The organism is Xanthomonas albilineans (assembly GCF_009931595.1).
GTDB lineage: Bacteria > Pseudomonadota > Gammaproteobacteria > Xanthomonadales > Xanthomonadaceae > Xanthomonas_A > Xanthomonas_A albilineans.
On the sequence record NZ_CP046570.1, the window covers coordinates 2,917,416 to 2,934,465 of the forward strand.

A 17,050-nucleotide genomic window follows, 5' to 3' on the forward strand; every position below is an offset into this window, starting at 1 on the left:
AGCCCCTGGCCAGAGCAGACCAGAGCAGATGAAGTCGCACCCTGTAGCAAGCGCCTATCGCAGGTTCCTATTCACTCGCCCCTGTTCATACAGCCTTTCGGGTGGTATAGACATCTGATCTTGAGTCTGAGAACTGCTGTCAATCGAGCCTCGCCAGGTTGCATAGGGCCGTGCGGCGCTCCATGGTAGACAGCCTCGCAGACACAAGTAACGCAGGTGTATCTAACGCAGGTGCATCCGTTCTCTCGTTTCGGTCGTATTTTTATCCCGAGTCCCTAATGAGATGCCCTTGTGCCGAGATCTTTTGCAGAGCATCCAACCACTTCGACCGTTACGCCGCGGCGCAAGCATGTGCTGCGCACGCTGCGCCAGTGGTTCGACACCAACGCGCAGATCGAGTTGGACCCGGCGCGCGCCGACCGCATCGACTGGCTGCGGGCGACCCCCTATATCGGCCTGCATCTGGCCTGCCTGGGCGTTTTCTGGGTCGGCGTGTCGGGATGCGCGGTGGGTGTGGCGCTGGCCCTGTACGCAGTGCGCATGTTCGCTCTCACCGGCTTCTACCACCGCTATTTCGCTCACCGCGCGTTCAAGACCTCGCGCCCAGTGCAGTTCCTGTTCGCCGCGCTCGGCGCCACTTGCGTGCAACGTGGGCCACTGTGGTGGGCCGCGCACCATCGCAATCACCATCGCCACACCGACACCGCGGCCGATCCACACTCCCCGCGCCAGCATGGTTTCTGGTGGAGTCATAGCGGCTGGTTCCTGACCCCACGCGGTTTCCGCACCGACTGGGAGGCGATTCCCGACCTGCGCCGTTTCCCTGAACTTCGCTTTATTGATCGCTTCGACCTGCTAATACCGGTACTGCTGGCACTGGCAATATTCCTGCTCGGCCAATGGCTGCAGCGGCATGTGCCGCAACTGGGCACCGACGGCCCGCAGTTACTGGTGTGGGGCTTTTTCGTTTCCACCGTGGCCTTGTTCCATGCGACCTTCACCATCAACTCGCTGGCGCACCGCTTCGGCAGCCGTCGTTTCGACACCCGCGACGACAGCCGCAACAATCTCTGGCTAGCACTGCTGACCTTCGGCGAGGGCTGGCACAACAACCACCACTTTTTCCCCGGCGCGGCGCGCCAGGGCTTCCGCTGGTGGGAAGTGGACACGACCTGGTACGGCCTGAAGGCCATGGCGTGGATCGGCCTGATCCGCGAACTCAAGCCGGTGCCAGCGGGCTGCTGCGCGCGAAGGAACGGACACGATGAGTCGCATCGCGGTGGTGGGCTCGGGGATCGCCGGCCTCGGCGCGGCGTGGCTGCTGTCGCAGCGCCACGAGGTGACGCTGTACGAAGCGGCCGACTACCTCGGCGGCCACACCCATACCCATGCCATCGCCCTGGACGGCGTGGAATACGCAGTGGACAGCGGCTTCATCGTGTTCAATCCGCAGCACTATCCGCTGCTGAGCACGTTGTTCGCACAGCTAGGCGTGGCGTCGCAACCGACGACCATGAGCTTCTCCGTGCACGAAGCACGCACCGGCCTGGAGTACAACGCCGGCAACCTCGACGGCCTGTTCTGTCAGCGTCGCAATCTCCTCTCGCCGCGGTTCTGGCGCATGCTGCGCGACCTGCGCCGGTTCTACCGGCACGCGCCGCAGGTCCTGCACGACCCCACGGTGGCGCAACTCACCTTGGGCGAATTCCTGCAACGCCACGGCTATTCGGAGGTGTTCCGCGACGCACACCTGGTGCCGATGGCCTCGGCGCTGTGGTCCTCACCATCGCGACAGATCCTCGACTTCCCCATACGCCAGTTGATCGGCTTCATGGCCAATCACCACATGCTGCAATTCAGCGGCCGCCCGCAATGGCAGGTGGTGCGTGGCGGCTCCAACAGCTACGTGCGTGCGCTGCGCAGCCGCTGGCAGGTGCGCGAGCGCATCGCCACGCCGGTGCGCGCGGTGCAGCGGCTGGCGGCGGGGGTTTCCGTGCAGACCGATACCGGCGCCGAGCACTACGACGCGGTCGTGCTCGCTTGCCATGCCGACGACGCATTGCGCCTGCTTGCCGACCCCAGCACCGCCGAAACCGAAATCCTCGGCGGGCTTCATTACCAGGAAAACGACACCGTCCTGCACACCGACGCGCGCGTCCTGCCCCGCGATCGCCGCGCCTGGGCCGCCTGGAACGCGCACGTGCCAGCCGATCCGCATGCACCGTGCACGGTCAGCTACTGGATGAACGCACTGCAGTCGATCGACGCGCCGCAGCCCTTCATCGTCAGCCTCAACTGCAGCGACGCGATCGATCCGGCCAAGATCCTACGGCGCATGCGCTACCGGCATCCACTGCAAACGTCTGGATCGGTCGCGGCGCAGGCGCGCAAAGGCGAGATCCAGGGCCAGAAGAACACCTGGTTCGCTGGCGCCGGCTGGGGCTTCGGTTTCCACGAAGATGGCCTGCGCAGCGCCGTCGAGGTCGCCACCGCGCTCGGGGTCTCATGGCCATGACCGCGCTACCGCGTGTTTCCGTGTCCGCCCCGCCGGCTGGCGCCGTCTCGACAACGCCGGCGGCGGAGGTCACGCCCCATACCGGCTTGCACAGCGCGATATACACCGGCTGGGTGCGGCACCGACGGCATGCACCCAAGGCGTTGGCATTCCGCTATCCACTGTTCCTGATGTATCTGGACCTGAGCGAACTGGACCAAGTTTTTGCGCGACGATGGCTGTGGTCGGTGGGCCGCCGCAACCTGGCCGAATTCCGCCGTAGCGATTATCTCGGCGATCCGGCGCAACCACTGGACGAAGCGGTACGCGACCGCGTGCAACAACACACCGGCGAACGCCCACTCGGCCCGGTACGCATGCTCACCCACCTGCGCTACTTCGGCCATTGCTTCAATCCGGTCACGTTCTACTATTGCCACGACGCACAGCAGCGCCTGCACAGCATCGTCGCCGAAATCACCAACACGCCATGGCGACAACGCCATGCCTACGTGCTGCCGCTGACGCAAGCGCATCGCCACGGCAGCGTACATGCTTGGCGCTTCGACAAACGGTTCCACGTCTCCCCGTTCATGGCGATGACGCACACCTATGCCTGGCGTTTGAGTGAGCCTGGGCAACAGCTGCGCGTACACATGGACGTGCTCGATCCAACGCCCACAGCGCGGCGCTTCGACGCCACCTTGGTGCTGGAGAGACGCGAAATCGACGGCGCCAGCCTGGCCCGGGCATTGCTGCGCTATCCGGCGATGACCCTGCAGGTGCTGGCCAAGATCCACTGGCAGGCACTGCGGCTATGGCTGCGCGGCAATCCAGTGCACGACCACCCCGACCTTTCCACTCAGCGAGAACGCCGATGAACGCTCCGCACGCATCCTCTTCCGTCAACACGCTGGTGCCCGCCACGCCGCCGCTGCGCGGTTTCGACCGATTCCTACGACAACGCCTGCTGACCACACTGGACAGCCTGCGCGACGGTCAACTGCGCATCGAGGATGCCGGCACGCTCACCACCCTCGGCGATACTGGTCGCAATGCTGGCGCCTCCACACCCGGGAGCTTGCATGCGCATCTGCGCATCCGCGATCCGCGCTTCTACCGCCAGGCCGCACTGAACGGCAGTGTCGGCGTCGGCGAAGCCTATATGGACGGGCTATGGGACTGCGACGATCTGGTCGCGCTGGTGCGCCTGCTGGTGCGCAACCGCGACCGTCTGGATGCGATGGAAACCGGCCTGGCCCGGCTCGGCAGCCTAGCCATGCGCGGTCTGCATGCGCTCGCGCGCAACACCCGTGCCGGCAGCCGTCGCAACATCGCCGCGCACTACGATCTGGGCAATCCGCTGTTCGAATTGTTCCTGGACAGCAACCTGATGTACTCCTCGGCGCTGTTCCGCGAGAGCGACGCCGCCCTCGGCGAGGCCGCACTGGAGCGCGCCGCCGAGCGCAAGCTGCAGCGCATCTGCGCCAAACTGGACCTGCAACCGCACCACCACGTGATCGAGATCGGCACCGGCTGGGGCGGATTCGCGCTGCATGCAGCCAAGCACCACGGCTGCCGCGTCACCACCACCACCATCTCGCGCGAACAGTACGCACTGGCGCGACAACGCGTCGAGGCAGCAGGGCTGTCGGACCGGGTCGAGGTACTGCTACGCGACTACCGCGACCTCGACGGGCGCTACGACCGACTGGTGTCGATCGAAATGATCGAGGCGATCGGCCATCAGTACCTGGACACTTACTTCGGCAAGGTCGGCGGGCTGCTCAAGGACGACGGCCAGGCGCTGATCCAGGCGATCACCATCGAAGATCACCGCTACGCGCAAGCGCTGAAGTCGGTGGATTTCATCAAACGCTACATCTTCCCCGGCAGTTTCATCCCCTCGGTGGCGGCGATGACCGGCGCGATCGCGCGCGCCAGCGACCTGCGCCTGTTCAACCTGGAAGACATCGGCCCCAGCTACGCATTGACCCTGCGCGCCTGGCGGGAGCGCTTCATGGCCAAGTTGCCGCAGGTGCGCGCGCTCGGCTACGACGAGCGTTTCATCCGCATGTGGGAGTTTTACCTGGCGTACTGCGAGGGTGGCTTTCTGGAGCGTTCCATCGGCGATGTCCACCTGTGGCTGAGCAAGCCGCTGGCGCGTCCGGCGCAGTTCGCACCGGCGTTGGCTGGAGAGGCATGAACAACCTGATCAACTACCTCGCTCTGCAAGGGCTATGGTTGGCCGCGGTGGCCGGTGCCAGCCACGGCATGCGCTGGGCTGGCCCGGCCGCACTGGTACTGTTCGCGCTGTATCAGCTACAACGGCATCGCCGCGCGCGCGGCGATGCGACGCTGATGGCGCTGGCGCTGCCGCTGGGCGCCAGCGTGGACGCGGCCTTGCGCGCCAGCGGCTGGGTCCGCTATAGCGCCGCGCCGCCAGCACCATGGCCGCCGCTCTGGATCCTGGCGCTATGGGCCGGCTTCGCGTTGACGTTCAACCACTCGCTGGCCTGGGTCATGCGGCAGCCCTGGCGCGCTGCGCTATTCGGCGCCACCGCCGGCCCACTGGGCTACGTGTTGGCCGCGCACGGCTGGCAGGCCGTGACACTGGCGTCACCGCTGCCGCATGCGCTACTGGCGCTGGCGCTGGGCTGGGCAATCGCACTGACGCTGCTGAGTCTGGCGACACGGCGGTTCGCGGCAAGCGCAGCGGCACCATGGCCCACCGCAGGAGCGGCGCGATGAACGCCTGGCCGCTCCTGCACGTGGGCGTATTCACCACGCTGGTCATGCTCGCCGGCTGGGCCTGGCAACGGCACAGCCGCAACGCTGGCGTGGTGGACGTCCTATGGACGACATGCATGGCGCTGGCCGCGGTGTATTGCGCCTGGTGCGCTGACGGCGCGACGTTGCCGCGCGTGCTGACAGCGGCGATGGGCGGTCTATGGGGCGCGCGACTGGCCTGGTATCTGGGCGTGCGCGTGTTCGGCGATCCGCACGAGGATGGCCGCTATCGTGCGCTGCGCGAACACTGGCAGGACGACCAGCGGTTATTCCTGACCTTTTTCCTCGGCCAGGCACTGGTGGTGGTGGCGTTCGCGGTGCCACTGTCGGTGGCCGCGCACAATCCGCAGCCACAGTGGAGCGTTTGGACCACGCTGGCACTGGCCACCTGGCTGCTCGCGGTCGGTGGCGAAAGCCTAGCCGATCGACAACTGGCCGCGTTCCGCGCCGATCCAGCACACCGTGGCAAAACCTGCCGCCAAGGTCTGTGGCGCTACTCGCGGCATCCCAACTATTTCTTCGAATTCGTGCACTGGTTCGCCTACATCTTTCTTGCGGTCGGCAGCGGCACACTGTGGGTCGCGGTGGCCGCACTGGGGCCGGTCTTGATGTTCGCGTTCCTCTACCGCATCACCGGCATTCCCTACACCGAAATGCAGGCGTTGCGTTCGCGCGGCCACGACTATGCCGATTACCAACGCAGCACCAGCGCCTTTTTCCCCTTGCCGCCACGGCACTGAGCCCATTTCAGGAGATACACCGATGTCCAGCACTTTCGTCCCCTCGTCCCCGGCCGCCTTGCCGGCCGAACCGCTGGCCACGCGACTGGCAGAATCCGGCCTGCTGCCTGATACGCTGCTGCGCGCAGCGATGCGTCGGCTGTGCACACAACGCCTGCGCGAGGAGCGCGCTGGTGGTGCCGACGCAGCCTGGGAACGCCAGCGCAGGTTCGTCGCCTCGCTACGCGAAAGCGCCATCGCGATCGAAACCGACGCGGCCAACCGCCAGCACTACGAGGTAGCGCCGCGCTTCTTCGAGCTATGCCTGGGCAAGCGCCTGAAATACAGCAGTTGCTACTGGGATGCGAGCACCGCCGACCTGGATGCCGCCGAGGAGCGGATGCTGCACCTGTATGCCGAACGCGCCCAATTGCACGATGGCCAGCGCATTCTGGAATTGGGCTGCGGCTGGGGCTCGCTGACCCTGTGGATGGCCGAGCAGTACCCTGGTGCGCGCATCACCGCAGTGTCCAACTCACGCCCGCAGCGCGAACACATCCTGGCGCAATGCCGTGCACGCGGGCAGGACAACGTCAAGGTCATCACCCACGACGCCAATACCCTGACCCTGCCCGCCGCCAGTTACGACCGCGTGGTCTCGATCGAAATGTTCGAACACATGCGCAACTATCGCGAACTGCTTGCGCGGATCAGCAACTGGCTGGTGCCGGACGGGCAGTTGTTCGTGCACATCTTCTGTCACCGCGATCTGGCTTACCCATTCGAGGTGCAAGGCGAGGACAACTGGATGGGACGGCACTTCTTCACCGGCGGACTGATGCCGGCGGCCGATACATTGCTGCAATTCCAGGACGATCTGACCCTCGAGCAGCGCTGGCTGCTATCCGGACAACACTACGAAAAAACCGCCAACGCCTGGCTGCATAACCAGGACCGGCATCGCGAGGAACTGATGCCAGTGCTGGAGGCCACTTATGGCGACGATGCCAAGATCTGGTGGCAACGCTGGCGCATGTTCTGGATGGCGTGTGCGGAACTATTCGGCTACGAACAGGGCCAGCAGTGGGGCGTGGCGCATTACCGATTCGTGCGGCGCTGAGAAACCGCAACGCGCAGCATGGTGTCGAGACCGAACCGCCATCGAGCGATGTCAGTTACAACATGGCCGCCATTCCAGTGAAAGCCCGCTGGTTTGGCGGCAATCGCATGCTTTCTTCCGCCATGGGGCAGCCTCGGCCACGACGTGCTACCGGCAATGCGTCGCCACCGAGGTGACTCCTGGCGCAAACGCAGGCATTGCTGCGCACGCAGCAGGCACCAGAAGCTCCCCAGGTTACTGCCGCCACCTATGCCGCCGCGGTGACCACGATTTCGATCTTCCATTGCGGATTGGCCAGCTTGGCCTGCACGGTGGCACGCGCTGGCGTGTTGCCTGGGCTGACCCAGGCTTCCCAGACTTTGTTCATTTCGGCGAACTCGGCCAGATCGGTCATGTAGATCTCCGCACGCAGAATCCGGCTTTTATCGGTAGCGGCAAGGGCCAACAACCGATCGATCGCCGCCAGCACCTGGCGGGTCTGGCCAGCGATGTCGGCACTGGCATCATCGGCGATCTGTCCGGCGAGATACGCCACACCGTTGTACACGGTCATCTCCGACATACGTGGGCCGGTATCGAAACGCTGGATCATGGGCATTGTCCTGAAGTGGGAAGACCGGGCCATTGTCGCGCGATTGCGTCGCGGCTGCAGGCAGCGGTCGCCACAGGCAATAGGCGACCAACACCAGCCACGCCAGGATCAATGCGATGGTCAGTTTTTGAGTCCGCCCGCGCAGCGGCGTGCGCCATAGCACATGCAACCGCATCGCAGCGAACGCCACCCCCTGCGCAGTTCCCGCACTGCGCTGCCGCACGACCTGCCGACGCAGCCAGGCTGCTCTGCAACAGCATCGCGCTGGTCAGGCACAGGAACGCGGCTTGCGCCGATAAGGCATGCACCAGCGGTGCAAGCCGCGGTGCTTGCTGCGGCAGGTAACTTTCCCCGATCACGAGCGCACACAAGCCCATTGCCGCCACGACGAACAACAACACCGGTACCGTCCGCGCGGTGCCTGCGCATACAGCCCGGCTGCCAGCATCGCGTCGGCGGCCAACAGGACATAGACGCTCCTCAACAACAAGCCACCTGGGCCATGCCATGCAGGTATAAGCTCAGCGTGGCCTGCAGCCAGTGCAGATCGAGGCGGGTCACTTGCAATCCCAGCACCCCCAAGAAATAGCAAAGCAAGGACCAGCGCCAACACACCGGCCAAGCGCGGCCAACGCGGTGGCGAGACGGGGCGGACACAGGCATCGGCAACTGCGGATCGTAGGAAAGGTACCGCAGATCGCGACCGGCGCCACCGATGCCGCAGCACAGACACCGTGCCGACCTGCGATTCCACTATCATGCCAATTGTCGGTATGCCGGTATAGCGCTGGTCAACCGACATCACGATAGACCGTCTCTCTTCCGCCGCTTGCAGTTCCGCCCTGCCTCCATGGCATGCTGCTTGCGGCGCGTCCACCATCCTCTTCTGCCCACGCACACTCGTAATGACCGACGCCGCGTCCTCCGCTTCCCCTGTCTCCGGCTGGCGCCGCGCGCTGCCGGTACTGGCCAGCCTGGCGATCCTCGCCATGGCGCTGCATGCGCTGGATAGCGAGTTCAGCACCCACGGCTACAGCGCAATCCATCATGCGTTCAACCAGCTCGGACTTAGCCAGATCGTCCTGACCATGCTACTGGGGCTGAGCAGCTACGCCTGTCTGATCGGTTTCGATGCGATCGGCCTGCGTCGCAGCGGGCGCACCCTGCATCCGATGCGGATCAGCGTCACCGCGTTCCTGGCGCACGCGGTCGGGCAGACACTCGGCTTCGCCGCGTTGACTGGCGGGGCGGTGCGCCTGCGCGGTTACGGCCGGGTCGGCTTGAGCCTGGCTGAAATCGGCCAGGTCGTGCTGATGAGCACACTCGGCTTCTCGTTCGGCGCCTGGCTACTGCTGGCCCTGGCCCTGGCCCTGGAGCCGGACGCGGCCGCACTGGCCTTGCCAGTCGGCGCATCGGCGGTACGCGCCATCGGCATCGCGCTGCTGCTCGGCTTCGCCGCGATGCTGCTGCTGGCCGGACGCGACGGGCGCACGCTGCACTGGCGCGAGCATGCACTCTGGCTGCCGGACCGGCGCACCACATTGGGCGTGACCTTATTGAGCGTGGTCGAACTGGGCCTGGCCAGCGCCGCGTTCTACGTGCTGCTGCCGAACGAATCGGGAATCGAGTACATCGGCTTCGTCGGCCTGTATCTGGTCGCGGTGGTGGCTGGCCTGGTTTCCACCGTGCCAGCCGGCCTGGGCGTGTTCGAATGGAGTCTGCTCAAGCTGCTGCCTGGCGTCGCGCCGGCGGCAGTACTGGCTGCGGCACTGATTTACCGCGTCACGTATTACGTGGTGCCGCTATTGCTGTCGGTGCTGATGGCCTCGGTTTCTGGTCTGCGCCAACCGCTGGTCGCCAGCGCCGGTGGCGTCCGCGTCGCCTGGCGCACGCTGCGCCCGTGGCTGCCGCAGATCATCGCCATTGCGGTGTTCGCGGTCGGTGCGGCGTTAGTCATCGACGGTACCCTGCCCACCCCGAAGCGGCGCCAAGGCGTGGCGCCATTGTCGATCGTGGAAACATCGCACCTGCTGGCCAGCCTCGGCGGCGTGGTACTGCTACTAATCGGCCAGGGGCTGCAACGGCGCAGCCACTCGGCCTGGGCCATGGCGATCGGCATCTGCGTACTGTTGCCGTTGCCGGCGTGGCTGCGTGGCGGCCATGTCTCGGTGGCACTGTCCTCGCTGGTGGCGGCAATCGGCCTGTGGGGCGCGCGACGCGAGTTCTATCGCGAGGGTGCACTGCTCGACGAAGCCTGGTCGTGGCCATGGCTGCGCAACCTGGGACTGGTGTTAATCGCCACCGTATGGCTGCTGTTTTTCGTCTACAGCCACGTCGAATACCAAAACGAACTGTGGTGGGAGTTCGCCACATCGGCCAACGCCCCTCGCGCGCTGCGCGCAGTGTTGTTGGTCAGCGTGGCGGTGGTGGTGTTCGGGCTGGCGCGGTTGCTGCACAGCACACGTTCGCCATTGCCGTCAGCCGATGCAGCGCAATTGGACGCACTGATGCCCGTATTGGCCGACGCCACCGACACTCAGGCCTGCCTCGTCATGACCGGCGACAAGGCACTGCTACCGGCTGAGAACGACCACGGCTTTGTGATGATGCAGCGCTATGGTGGCTCGCTGGTGGCGATGGGCGACCCGGTGGGGTCGCCGGACATCGCCCGTGCGTTGATCTGGCGTTTTCGCGAAGAAGCCGATCGGATGGGCCTGCGCCCGGTGTTCTACCAAGTGGGCGAGCAACATTGGCAGACCTATCTGGATCTGGGCCTGACCCTGGTGAAGCTGGGTGAGGAAGCCCTGGTCTCGCTGGAAGGTTTCCATCTTGAGGGCCGCGACCGTGCCGACCTACGCCAGGCATGGAACCGTGGCAAACGCAGCGGATTGAGCTTCCGCATCGTTCCACCAGCGGATGTCGATGCGCTGCTGCAGATCCTGGCAGACATCTCGCAACAGTGGCTGGAGGAAAAGGCCGGTGACGAAAAGGGATTTTCTCTTGGCAGCTTCGATCCGGACTACCTACGTCGGTTCCCGATCGCGTTGGTGGAGTGCGAGGGCAAGGTCGTGGCCTTCGCCAACCTTTGGCAGGCACCGGCTAGCAAGGAATTGTCGGTAGACCTCATGCGACATATCGCCGATGCGCCCAAAGGCACCATGGACTTCCTGTTCATCGAACTCTTCCTGTGGGGTCGCGACCAGGGCTACAACCGTTTCTCGCTCGGCATGGCACCGTTGTCGGGCTTGGCCCAGCACCGACTAGCCGGACGCTGGAACCGCTTCGGCAACCTGATCGTGCGCCACGGCGAGCGCTTCTATGGATTTACCGGCCTGCGCCGCTTCAAGTCCAAGTTCGACCCGACCTGGCGCACCCGCTACCTAGCCGCCCCAGGCGGCATGCACCTGCCGGCAGCGCTACTAGACGTGACCCGGCTGATTTCGCTGGACCCGCGCAAGCCGGAGTGAAGCTGAGGCTCGGGACAGCGACATCCCGTCGCGCGCCACATCGCCGCCAAACGATGCGATGGAGAAACCGCGAGGCTTTCGCAAAAATAGCGTCATGCCTGCACTTGGAACATGACCGTTTGTGTTCGGCAAGCGCAGCACGAGCGCGATGCTCTATCGATAAAGCGTTGCAGACGCGCGCCGCGCCTGCCGCAAGACTGACGCGAAACCGTGGGCCGACGAAAACCCAACTCGCGCACTCGGAACATGAGCGGCGCGTTGCCACGGCACAACCCTCAGTTCACCCGCTGCAGGATCTCCTTGGCCACTGTCGCATAATCGCCCTTGAAATGATGGTCACCCGGCAGTTTGACCAACTGCACAGCGCCCTTCGGCAGCCTTGGACACAGCGTATCGTCATCGTCTTCGCCGTAGATGCACATGGTCTGCGCCGGCGGCATCTTCGTCAGTTCCGGGACGATCGGCAGGCCGTCGTCGTCGCGAGAGCTGATCCAACTGGAGACGTGGAACTCGTAGTCGACCTTCTTGTCCAGCGACAACAAGGCGGTCAGTCTCACCTGATCCCGCATCGGCGCGGGCAATCGGTTGTAAGCGGCAGGCAGCACATCCGCGCCCTGCGAGAAGCCGATCAACACGACTTTTTCGCGCTTCCACAAGCCGCTGTAGTGGCGATAGATGCGATCCAGGTCGGCGGCGATCCCCTGCGGGGTGCGTTCGCTCCAGAAATAACGCAGCGAATCGATCCCCACCACCGGGATGCCGGCCTCGGCGAGCGCGCCAGCGACGTGCTGATCGGCCCATGCCCAGCCGCCATCCCCGGAAACAAAGATCGCGAACACATTCGCGTTGCCCGCGGTCACCCTAGCCGGGGTGACCGGCACCTCGACCACAGGCAGGCCGGCAAGGTCAACCGGGATCGGCGGCAGACTGACACCAGGCCGCGCGCCCAACGAACGCACCGCCGCGAGCAGGCCAGGCAGCGCGTCACCACTGACGCCAAGGCGGAACTGGCGTGCCTGCGGCACCTGCTGCACGAACGCATCGCTTTGCTGGCGGCAGCGATCCTGAGTTTGAGCATCGATTGCAGCCAACCACGGCACCGACAACGCGCTCGGCTTCAGCGCGTGCACCCCCAATTTGACACCAGCACCGCATATCCGGTCGTAACGGACCTGCGTCGGACAAAAATCCTCGGTCAGCAGGCCCGCCAACTCATGTTTAGGCGCCTGCGAAGCGAGCGCATAGGCGACTGCGGCGCCGTCACCGTCGCCGACCAGTAGCGGCAGATGATAGGTCGGCACTTGGAAGTCGGCTTGCAGGTAGCGCGACAAGTTTTCCACATCGCCGAAGGAGAAACCGCATTTGTCGTTGTTCTTGGTCAACACCGCCTGCAGATGTGCGCTGTCGATCACCGCGACCATCGCACCATCCTGGCGCAGGGCTTCGACTTGGCGCATGCGGTCGGCCTCGCCGCGCTTGTCGCCGGCAAACCACAGCACCACGCGCTGCGCATCGCCCTTCGGCAACAGCACTGGCACATGCTCGAAACTACCGTGGGTGATGAGCTTCTCCGCCACCGCCATCGGGGCCGGTACGCTGGAGGGCGCGCTCGGCGCCACCACACGCAAGGCCGCCGCAGCGAGCATCGGCGCCAACAGCCCGCTCAGTCCACATCCCCATATCCAAACACCACGCGTTTGCATCATCAGACAATCCTTGAAAAAGCCTGTTAAAGATAATCCCGAACCGCAGCGGCGCGAAGCGCCACGTGCGACTCGGTTCATCTGGGGTACGCCGGACGCGTTCGCCATCGCCGCCCATCCATCGCCGTAGCCGGGTCAGCCATCCGCGACCGCCTCGGGATGGCGCAGGCGCCACTGCGCCAACGCATGCAAATAGCGCGCCAGTTCGTCGTGGTAGACATCATGGACGCACAGGGGACAGCCGCTGTCGCAGCAGTCGCCTGGTGCCGGCGGCGATGGCGGCTGCGGTCTGGGATCGGCGTGGGCGCTGGAATCGGGCATAGCACTCCATGGTGGCAGACCGCGCTCGGCAGGGATGCCCATTGTCGCGAGGGCAACGATGGGAAACCGACACGACCACGCAGCCAAGGATGCGACATAGGTTGGCACACGCCGCCACATCCTAGCGCGCATGTGATAAATCGCTCGGCAAGAGAATTCCGGACACTAGCACTGCCCGCCGCTGTCCGCCGACAACGCAGTCGTTTCACCACTCTTCTGCACACACTTGCCGCACGCGTCCACAACGGGTAGATACAAACGCGGCATGGCCAAGCGCGCACAGTGCATGGACGCAACCAAGCCAGACGCATGCCCGTCGCGGCCGCCCTGCACCGACCCCAAGGCGATGTTGCGCATCCAAGCACGCCAGGCCACGCTGACGTCCGGCACCCCCTGCAGCAGCAACGCACTGTCCCAAGAAACCGACGCGAAATCGGCACCGCCATCCCCATCTCTGCAGTCGCGAATCCTGGCAGCATCGCGCTGCAGGCACCTTGGCCCACCCACACAGAGGACTCCCGATGACCGAGACCGCTTCCCCGCTGTTCACGCCAGTGCGCCTGGGCGCAATCGCACTGGCCAACCGCATTGTGATGGCGCCACTGACCCGCAACCGCGCCGAAGGCGAGGATCGCCTGCCCAGCGCACTGGCCGCCGAGTACTACGGTCAACGCGCCAGCGCCGGCTTAATCGTGGCCGAAGCCACCCAGATCAGCCCGATGGGGCAAGGCTATAAGGACACGCCGGGAATCTACAGCGACGCACAGGTCGCGGCCTGGAAGCCGATCACCGATGCCGTGCATCGCCGCGGCGGCAAGATCGTGCTGCAATTGTGGCATGTCGGCCGAATTTCGCATGTCAGCCTGCTCCCGGGCGGCGCCGCGCCGGTGGCACCCAGCGCATTACGCGCGGATGCAAAGACCTATACCGCCGACGGCTTCACCGACGTATCGACACCACGCGCACTGCACCTGGACGAAATTCCCGGGCTGATCGAGGACTACCGCCGCGCCGCGCGCAACGCCATCACCGCCGGCTTCGACGGCGTGGAAGTACATGCCGCCAACGGCTATCTGATCGACCAATTCCTGCGCGACGGCAGCAATCACCGCAACGACGCGTACGGCGGCAGCATCGAGAACCGCACACGGCTGCTGTTGGAAGTGGTGCAGGCGGTGGCGCAGGAAATCGGTGGCGAGCGCACCGGCGTGCGCCTATCGCCGGTCACTCCCGCCAACGATGCACACGACAGCAATCCACAGCCGCTGTTCGAGCGTGCGTTGGAACGCTTGGACCCGCTGGGCTTGGCCTTTGTACACGTGATCGAAGGCGCCACCGGCGGCCCCCGCGACAACATCGCCTTCGACTATGCCGCGCTTCGAGCAAAATTCCACGGCCCTTGGCTGGTCAACAACGGCTACGACAAGGCCATGGCAGAAGAGACGATTTCCTCTGGTCGCGCCGACGCGGTGGCATTCGGACGTCCTTTCATCGCCAATCCGGACCTGGTGGAACGCCTGCGCCGCAACGCCCCGCTGAACGCGTTGAATGCGGACACGCTCTACGGCGGTGGCACCAAGGGCTATACCGACTACCCGACACTGGACTGACCCATGCAGACGGCGGCGACGCACCACTGCCGCCGCCGTGGCACTCAGGTCTTGCAACGCCTCACCTTGCCAGCATGCCGACCGCCGACACGGGTCGCACGCATGACCAGCAAGGCTTGCATCGCCGCGCTGCTTAGCACACAGTGCGCGCCCGTCCCGTTCCCGGCAGCGCCATGCGACTCGGCATCGACTTTGGCACCAGCAATTCCGCCGCCGCCGCAGTGATCGATGGCCACGTGGTGCAGATCGGCTTCGGCAAGCAATTGCAGTTCCGCACCACGGTTTACTTCCCCGAGGCAATGCGCGACCCGGCCGATTTCGACCTGACCCCCGCGCTGGAGCAACAGGTGCAGGAACTGATCGACGCCGGTCACCGCGATACCATCGCCGCTGGACGCGAACGCAGCCGCGATGCACTGCGCCGCGATGCGATCCGGGCGGTGCGGCGACAGTGGATGGAAGCACAGATGCGCGAACCGCGCAGTTCCGCAGCACTGCTGCACAATGCGGTCTACGGCGATGCCGCACTGGACGCGTATTTCGTCGAGGGGGAAGGCAACCTGGTGCAGAGTCCCAAATCAATGCTGGGCTACAACCTGCATCCGCGTGCGCGCCAGACCATCGCCGGCATTGCCGCGCACATCCTCGAACACATCCGCCTGACCGCCTCGCAACAGCTCGGCGTGCAGGTGCGGCGCGCACTGCTCGGACGCCCGGTGCAGTTCCGCAGTTCGATCGGCGAAGCCGGCAACGCGCAAGCACTGGAGATTCTGCAGGGCGCCGCGATCACCGCCGGCTTCGACGACGTGGCGTTTCTGGAAGAACCAGCCGCTGCGGCCATGCACTACCACGCTGTCAGCCGCGAGCGACACGATGCGGTGGTGGTGGACATCGGCGGCGGCACCACCGATATCGCCCATGCCAGCGTCGGCGGCGACGCAGCGCCGCAGGTCCATCGCGCCTGGGGCATCGCCCGTGGCGGCACCGACATCGACCTGGCGCTGAGCCTGGCCTGCTTCATGCCACTGTTCGGCCGCGGGATCACGCGAGTACCCTCGCACCACTACGTGGAGGCGGCGATGGTGCAGGACACCACCCGCCAGCGCGACTTTCGCCAGCATCGCTACGATGCGGTGCCCTCGCCCTACGACGCGCGCCTGCAAGCCCTGCAGCACGCAGGCAACACCGCGCGCCTGTACCGCGCGGTGGAACGCAGCAAGATCCGTCTCAGCGACACCGCGCAGCATAGCGAAACCCTGGAATACATCGAAACCGGGCTACAAGTGCAGGTGTGTGCCGAGGCCTTGTCACAGGCCGCGCGCAGTTATCGCGACGCGCTGGAAGCACTGCTCGCGCAGGTGCGCCAGGAGATCGGCGGCAATCCGGCCGCCGTCTTTCTGACCGGCGGCATGTCGCGCGCCAAGGATTTGCAGCAACTGGTCGCCGCCGCATTCCCGCAGGCACGCCTGGTGCATGGCGATCCCGCGTTCGGAGTGGTACAGGGCCTGGCGCTGGCCGCAGCACACGACTGAGCAGCGACGCGGCCCATCCCTCGGCCACCACACGGGTAACGAAACCGCTATCCCCTAAAACCGCAACAGCGTGTCCGGGGGTAAACCAACCCCGTTCATACGCGCCCGTCGCGACTGGCGTAATATGCGTCAATACGCTTCAGCATCAAGTCGTTACACGCGTCTCGTCCGGCCCTCCCTTTCTGTCGCCCGACTCGCTCCCTTCTCGCTCCAGGCTCTGCCCCATTGCCGAGCCTGCTACACCGGGAGCGCCCGTGTCCGCCGTTATTTCCCAACCACATCCGCGCACCTGGACGGATCACGCCGCCGTTTCTTGTGTGCATCGTTCTGCCCAGCAGCGTAACAGCCGCAACCGCCCATGAAGACGCCAACGGCACCGCCGCACAGCAGCAAAACGACCATTGCCTGCGACCGCTGCGATGCGATTTGCTGCCGTCTGACCGTGCTGCTGATGCCCGAGGACCAAATCCCCAAACACCTCACCGAACACACCCGCGACGGCCTGCTCGCGATGGCGCGCGACGAGGAGGGCTGGTGCGTGGCCGTGGACAGCAAGCGCATGTGTTGCTCGATCTACGCGCAACGGCCGGCGATCTGCCGCAAGTTCACCATGGCAGGTCCGTACTGCCGCGACATCCGCCGCATCCACAACGACCAGTTGCGGCGTGGCATTCCGTTGACAATGTACTGATTTCAGGAGTT

At 65.1% G+C, this 17,050-nt stretch carries 13 protein-coding genes and 1 pseudogene; 11 read left to right on the top strand and 3 right to left on the bottom strand.

Features of this window, described 5'->3' with window-relative positions; genetic code table 11:
* Positions 1–351: 351 nt before the first annotated feature.
* From XaFJ1_RS12125 to XaFJ1_RS12155, 7 genes and pseudogenes are all read left to right on the top strand, one after another.
* Positions 352–1,233: pseudogene (locus XaFJ1_RS12125) on the top strand (acyl-CoA desaturase); the annotation flags it as partial.
* A gap of 31 nt (positions 1,234–1,264) precedes the next feature.
* The gene (locus XaFJ1_RS12130; protein ID WP_012916970.1) at positions 1,265–2,515 is read left to right on the top strand and encodes an NAD(P)/FAD-dependent oxidoreductase; all 1,251 of its coding nucleotides are present in this window, start codon (positions 1,265–1,267) and stop codon (positions 2,513–2,515) included.
* On the top strand, positions 2,506–3,375 hold the full coding sequence (locus tag XaFJ1_RS12135; RefSeq protein WP_407070985.1) for a DUF1365 domain-containing protein: 870 nt from the start codon (positions 2,506–2,508) through the stop codon (positions 3,373–3,375). Before XaFJ1_RS12130 ends, XaFJ1_RS12135 begins: the two co-directional genes overlap by 10 nt.
* A complete protein-coding gene (locus XaFJ1_RS12140) occupies positions 3,372–4,700 on the top strand; it encodes an SAM-dependent methyltransferase (RefSeq protein ID WP_012916972.1) in 1,329 nt (442 codons plus the stop codon). The genes XaFJ1_RS12135 and XaFJ1_RS12140 overlap by 4 nt, the downstream gene beginning before the upstream one ends.
* Complete coding sequence (locus XaFJ1_RS12145; protein ID WP_012916973.1) at positions 4,697–5,245, top strand: DUF2878 domain-containing protein; 549 nt, start codon at positions 4,697–4,699, stop codon at positions 5,243–5,245. The genes XaFJ1_RS12140 and XaFJ1_RS12145 overlap by 4 nt, the downstream gene beginning before the upstream one ends.
* On the top strand, positions 5,242–6,024 hold the full coding sequence (locus XaFJ1_RS12150) for a DUF1295 domain-containing protein (protein WP_012916974.1): 783 nt from the start codon (positions 5,242–5,244) through the stop codon (positions 6,022–6,024). The genes XaFJ1_RS12145 and XaFJ1_RS12150 overlap by 4 nt, the downstream gene beginning before the upstream one ends.
* A gap of 22 nt (positions 6,025–6,046) precedes the next feature.
* Positions 6,047–7,123: an SAM-dependent methyltransferase gene (locus XaFJ1_RS12155; protein ID WP_012916975.1), complete on the top strand. Its 1,077-nt coding sequence runs from the start codon at positions 6,047–6,049 to the stop codon at positions 7,121–7,123.
* Between the two features lie 247 nt (positions 7,124–7,370).
* Here XaFJ1_RS12155 and XaFJ1_RS12160 read toward each other — a convergent pair whose 3' ends face one another.
* Positions 7,371–7,715: a RidA family protein gene (locus XaFJ1_RS12160; RefSeq protein WP_012916976.1), complete on the bottom strand. Its 345-nt coding sequence runs from the start codon at positions 7,713–7,715 to the stop codon at positions 7,371–7,373.
* A 905-nt stretch (positions 7,716–8,620) separates the two neighbouring features.
* Between XaFJ1_RS12160 and mprF the strand changes: the two genes are divergently transcribed.
* Positions 8,621–11,182, top strand: a complete 2,562-nt coding sequence (gene mprF / locus XaFJ1_RS12165) for a bifunctional lysylphosphatidylglycerol flippase/synthetase MprF (protein WP_012916977.1) — start codon at positions 8,621–8,623, stop codon at positions 11,180–11,182.
* Between the two features lie 275 nt (positions 11,183–11,457).
* On the opposite strand, the gene XaFJ1_RS12170 is transcribed toward mprF, so the two are convergent.
* Together XaFJ1_RS12170 and XaFJ1_RS12175 are read right to left on the bottom strand one after the other, a co-directional pair.
* On the bottom strand, positions 11,458–12,828 hold the full coding sequence (locus XaFJ1_RS12170) for a virulence factor family protein (protein ID WP_049887194.1): 1,371 nt from the start codon (positions 12,826–12,828) through the stop codon (positions 11,458–11,460).
* A 192-nt stretch (positions 12,829–13,020) separates the two neighbouring features.
* Positions 13,021–13,206, bottom strand: a complete 186-nt coding sequence (locus tag XaFJ1_RS12175) for an oxidoreductase-like domain-containing protein (protein WP_012916979.1) — start codon at positions 13,204–13,206, stop codon at positions 13,021–13,023.
* Positions 13,207–13,727: 521 nt separating this feature from the next.
* Here XaFJ1_RS12175 and XaFJ1_RS12180 point away from each other — a divergent pair.
* The 3 genes from XaFJ1_RS12180 to XaFJ1_RS12190 all read left to right on the top strand — a co-directional run bounded on the left by XaFJ1_RS12180 (position 13,728) and on the right by XaFJ1_RS12190 (position 17,039).
* Positions 13,728–14,816, top strand: coding sequence for an alkene reductase (locus XaFJ1_RS12180; RefSeq protein ID WP_012916981.1), 1,089 nt, complete (start codon positions 13,728–13,730; stop codon positions 14,814–14,816).
* 173 nt (positions 14,817–14,989) lie between these two features.
* Positions 14,990–16,348, top strand: coding sequence for an Hsp70 family protein (locus XaFJ1_RS12185; RefSeq protein WP_012916982.1), 1,359 nt, complete (start codon positions 14,990–14,992; stop codon positions 16,346–16,348).
* Positions 16,349–16,706: 358 nt separating this feature from the next.
* Complete coding sequence (locus XaFJ1_RS12190; protein WP_012916983.1) at positions 16,707–17,039, top strand: YkgJ family cysteine cluster protein; 333 nt, start codon at positions 16,707–16,709, stop codon at positions 17,037–17,039.
* Positions 17,040–17,050 lie beyond the last annotated feature (11 nt).